The 4,779-nt window shown below is 36.6% G+C and carries 4 protein-coding genes and 1 pseudogene; all 5 read left to right on the plus strand.

Features of this window, described 5'->3' with window-relative positions; all coding sequences use genetic code 11:
* The coding region (locus G625_RS0114385; RefSeq protein ID WP_029201652.1) for a group II intron maturase-specific domain-containing protein at nt 1-252 on the plus strand (252 nt) is incomplete at its 5' end.
* Between the two features lie 508 nt (nt 253-760).
* Nucleotides 761-1,129 carry a hypothetical protein gene (locus G625_RS0114390; protein WP_198014912.1) on the plus strand — a complete coding sequence of 123 codons (369 nt, stop codon included), beginning with the start codon at nt 761-763 and terminating at the stop codon, nt 1,127-1,129.
* Nucleotides 1,130-1,480: 351 nt separating this feature from the next.
* Nucleotides 1,481-1,723 (plus strand): annotated as a pseudogene (locus G625_RS23525) (tyrosine-type recombinase/integrase); the annotation flags it as partial.
* 1,021 nt (nt 1,724-2,744) lie between these two features.
* Nucleotides 2,745-3,356 carry a hypothetical protein gene (locus G625_RS0114410; RefSeq protein ID WP_198014913.1) on the plus strand — a complete coding sequence of 204 codons (612 nt, stop codon included), beginning with the start codon at nt 2,745-2,747 and terminating at the stop codon, nt 3,354-3,356.
* A 122-nt stretch (nt 3,357-3,478) separates the two neighbouring features.
* The gene (locus G625_RS21555) at nt 3,479-4,192 is read left to right on the plus strand and encodes a hypothetical protein (protein ID WP_049895928.1); all 714 of its coding nucleotides are present in this window, start codon (nt 3,479-3,481) and stop codon (nt 4,190-4,192) included.
* The last annotated feature ends 587 nt before the right edge of the window (nt 4,193-4,779 follow it).

Consider the following 4,779-nt stretch of genomic DNA (forward strand, 5'->3'; position numbering starts at 1 on the left):
ATGCGGACAATGAGAACTAAGGACATTGTTAAGAAGCTAAACGAGATACTGGTTGGTTATTTCCATTACTACGGGATTTCAGATAACTCAAGGAGTATTAAAGCTTTTAGGTATGAGGTGATGAAGAGCTTGTTCTATTGGCTCAACAGACGTAGTCAGAAGAAAAGCTACAATTGGGTGGATTTTCTTAAGATGTTAGATTACACTCACCCCTTAGCCGAAGCAAAAATATACGTGAGTATCTACGCATGATAGTATACGAGGAATGAGTCTCGTAAAGAGCCGGATGCGGGAAATCTGCATGTCCGGAATTCTGTGAGGGGCAGAGGGAGCAATCCCCCTGTCTACTCGACCTCTTACAAGGATCATATCACGTGATGAGAAGAAGCAGGACTGGATGAGGCATACACTGCAGCCATTGTTTTTCCACATGCTCCATATTTGTTTTTCGTTTCTATGATATGGGGAGAAGAAACTGATTTAAAGGTTTATGAAATAGAATTGTTCCGCATGATTTGCAACTTCATGAAAATGTTGTGTGGTAGCTGAATCATTTACACAAAGAGAGATTTACCGAAATGGATGCGTCTTTATTGGATGACCAAAGAGGTAAAATTTGTGATTTGATCTTGAAAAAATGGGACTTGCGAAAGAAATGAAAGGTACCCAAAGAGGGAAATAACGGTAATATAAATGTCATTCAAAGATGAACACCCAAAATATAAATCGTATTCGTCTGATTCGAATCTGCATTATTCAGATGGGTATTTGTGAAGAATTAGGAACGGGGTGGGATAAAATAATTATCTCATGTGAGGCTATGTTCTTGCCTGCTCCTAAAATTCAATTATTTGAAGATAGTACTAGGGTGACAATCTATTCTGATATACCATTTACCAGCATCGCACTAGAAGATAAATTGTGGGCTTGCTATGTACATGCATGTATTAAGTATGTTCAAGGGGAACAGCTTTCAAATTCGACTCTTAGAGAAAGATTTGGCCTAAAAGAAACATCTTCTGGTAGTGTCTCAAGGCTAATAAAAGAAGCTGTTGAGATGATGTTAATTAAGCCGCTGGATCCAACTACAGCACCAAGATATATGAAATATATTCCATACTGGGCATAATTTAACTTGCCGGTAACTTGCTGAGTAATAAAGTTATAATTGACTTACATCAAGAAATAGCGGTAATAAATGGTCTCATATACAAAATGTGGAAAAAATAACTTGCTGGTAACTTGCCACATCGGAATGTATTTTATTTATAGAAAATAGTATAAAAGACATAGACAATTGGTGTATACGTTTGTAGACTCGTACTTGAAAGGGTCAGATAACAAACGCTCCTTTGAAGATATCTTACACTATATAAATTCAGAGCCGGAAGTTCTGTGAATAAAAGCCACTGAGTGTAATCAAAAAACGACTCAGTGGCTTTTTTAGGTCTAAAATTTCTGGAAGTTAACATATGAATACAGGTTCGAGAGAATCTTAAAAAAGCTCAATATCTCGCACAAATGTTTTCATGTATTAAGGCACACCTTTGCTACAAATTGCATTTATTGCGGAGTTGATATAAAATCTCTTAGTGAAATGCTTGGACACGCAAACATCCAGACGACACTGAACAAGTACGTTCATCCGTCTATGGAACAGAAAAGAAAACATCTGAATACACTGTCCGGGATATACAGATCATTTGTTTCGCACGGTGCGTAAAGAGTTTTATAGAAAGTGCGACTTTTTGTTCTCATAGCTGTTGCTGACAGTGATGATGCAGTTTTGTTTGACAATTCCATACAAAAGAGAAAAGAACCTTCAATCGAAATTAAAGCTTTTCTTTAACGATAGGAGGACGGAAAAAATGAGAATAATAATGTTTTCTACAGTAGTTGGAATGGTGGGCACTGGTGTTTTAGGACGTGGGCTCAAATCCGATTGGAAAGTGTAATTATTGAACTGTGATATAGAGATGAAGCACCCATAGTTATCTATGAGAGGTTCGAATCCTCACACGTCCAGTATGCCTTTCTAAAACATAGGCGTTAAGAAACGAGAAGTATCAATAGTAGTCATTATTTTGATAATTAAATCTAATAATAAAAACCGAGTTGTGTGGACTATATGGATATATAAAGTAATGAGGGAGTCAAAGTATGCCAAGTTGGAATACATTGTTTGATAGCGTTCAACAAGATAGGGCACTGGAGGAAAAAAGAAAGAGTTCTTTCAAAATCTTAAAGACCTTACAGGAAGAAATTATGTAGTCTATTTTTCTTGTTGGCAGCAACAGCATGGTGTACCAGGTGGGGTTTTCAGCATAGACGACGATGATTGGAATGGATTCATGAATGCTCTTTATGGACTCGATAAGAGTAAGGGGTTAGATCTTATTTTAGCTTGATAAGCTCTGAATGGATTATAGGGCTGATACCTTACCATTGAATATAGGCTAGTTTAAAGCTGACCGGTTTATATAGGGTTGCACAACAGATAGGAGCCTGGTCTTGGTATGATCTTTCGGAAATGGAAGAAGTTATTGATCAGATGCTTGAAGTTCGAGGAGGGAGAGTAACTGAAATATTAAAGAAGACCTTCCTTCAGGAACATATCACGGAGCTTTCAACGAAAGGTTTTTTTTGCGGAGGCAGAGTCTGATAGAAAGAAACTGGATGCATTACTTTCAACAGGCACAGAAGAATATGACATTCTGCTCAAGATGCATGGATATAATGTGAAAATGATGGGTCATCTGGTTTCCGGTGATATACAGGAAGCTAAAAGAACATTGCAAGAGATAGAACAAAACTGTGCTTATGATAATCTCAATTGCGTACAGGCATTGTGTCATTCGAGCTTTAATATAGATAATATTTTAGGATTTTATGGGTCTCACGAATCCATAGGATATCCTATTGCTTCCAAATGTGAGCAATTATATCCTGATGATTGGACAATTCGGTCAAGAAGATTAGGCTGTCAGGTTTCTTTGCTTCAGAGTCAGTATTTTAAAGACAGAATCAGTAAAGATGTTCTTAGGGAGAAGCTTCTAAAATTGGAAGAAGACTTAGCTTCTATGGACTTTAATGGCACAGAATCGGATGAAGCATTGGAAATGGTCTGGGGATTGTTGATGACATTGAAGTTAAATGTCGCATCTCAGGATGAAATATTAAAAATGATTTCAGATGCTAATACCATTTTGGGAAAATACCCACATTTTTGTTCGGTAGTGGCAACCGGTATTCAGGCAGTGAACGCACTTTATACAAATTATTTGAAGGATTTAGTTCCACACGAGGAGATTGAAAGGCTGTATAAATATGTGGAAATGAATCCTGATTATGATTGAGGTGAAAATATGCTAAAGGAGAGTACCATGGCAGATAATAAGTGGAGATGCAGAGCAGAGGAACTGAATGGAACAGAGACTGAAAAGAATCTTAAAGCGGCTTTCGCAGGTGGGAAATGTAAATGAATATCATAAACACTGCAAAGATATTAATAAGTTCCAAAGAAGTACAAGATGCTTCTGTAGACTTATTATCAGATGCCGCCGGGGCTATTCTTGGTGATCCTGTAGCTATGGGAAGGTTGATGCTTGCAATCGGGAAAAGTCGCTTATTTATTCAGAATCAAATATTTTGGGCTAAATTTGAAAGCTTTCTCAATGGTGTATATGTTGATGATGAATCACGGTTAAAAATGGCAGTAAAATTAGACAGTTATGGAAATAAAAATGATAATGCTGCACGTCTAATATCAGTGATTGATCGTGCTGATTCAATGAGAAAGATTGCTTTTTTGATAAATGCATCTAAGTGCTTGTGTGCTGATTATATTGATTTAAAACTATATTTTCGTGTATGTCAGGCTGTTTCAAATGCACTTTTTGAAGATCTCCTTTTTCTTAGAGATCATATAGATGAAGGAGATTTACCATATTCAGAAGAAGCCCAGGGGCTTTTCTCGGCAGGAATGATGTACATGAGTCATGTTGGGGAGGTTCCTGCATATTCATTTACACCAATAGCGAGAGATGTTGATAGATTTGCGGTTAGCTATTCAGATGTGAATCGTTATCATAATCCAACAGTGAATCAAGAAGTACGTAAAGTGTCGGTTTCAACACCTAAATTAAAATGGAATGTATTTGGAGAAACTTTAAATATACAACAGGACTCTTAAAGTTTTATGTATAATAAGCTTTAATACTCAGTGATGATTTATTCACAGGACAGAGAATAAAGCGATTATCAACTGAATCAGAACTGTAATAGACAAATAAAAAGAGACAGGAATGAAATCGTGACCCGAAGGGTTCGACCAATTTCAAACGTGTCTCCTATACCTCTATAAACAATATACTACGTATTTGGCAAATAGTCAATAATGGTGATTAGTAACGCTAATGATGAAAAACTGATTCTGTTACTGTTCACACCCCTACTATTTCATATTGTTAAAAACGCTGAATTTAAAAATATATTTTTCAAAGGATCCGAGACGCTGTTGTGGACAGCCTCTCGGATTTTTTAAATTAACTCCTATATCATCTGTGTAATCCACAATTCGCGGTTTATTCTGGTACATATGTCAGAAAATGTGGAAATCCATGTCCGATTTTTTTCGGTTTCTGACGAATCATAAGCTTATACACATGTCATTTTGACGGAATGTCAAATCCTTGAAATTCGCGTAAAATCGAGCTTTTTGCTATACTTTTTTCAGGAGAAACAGTCATGGGAAAACAGGAAGAAAAAATCATAGCAATG

This window comes from Oribacterium sp. NK2B42 (assembly GCF_000424445.1).
GTDB lineage: Bacteria > Bacillota > Clostridia > Lachnospirales > Lachnospiraceae > Oribacterium.

Bases quoted from the DNA above. Each gene is read 5' to 3' on its own strand.
- G625_RS0114410 (WP_198014913.1), top strand. From the start codon at position 2,745: ATGATGGGTCATCTGGTTTCCGGTGATATACAGGAAGCTAAAAGAACA.
- G625_RS0114390 (WP_198014912.1), top strand. From the start codon at position 761: ATGGGTATTTGTGAAGAATTAGGAACGGGGTGGGATAAAATAATTATC.
- G625_RS21555 (WP_049895928.1), top strand. From the start codon at position 3,479: ATGAATATCATAAACACTGCAAAGATATTAATAAGTTCCAAAGAAGTA.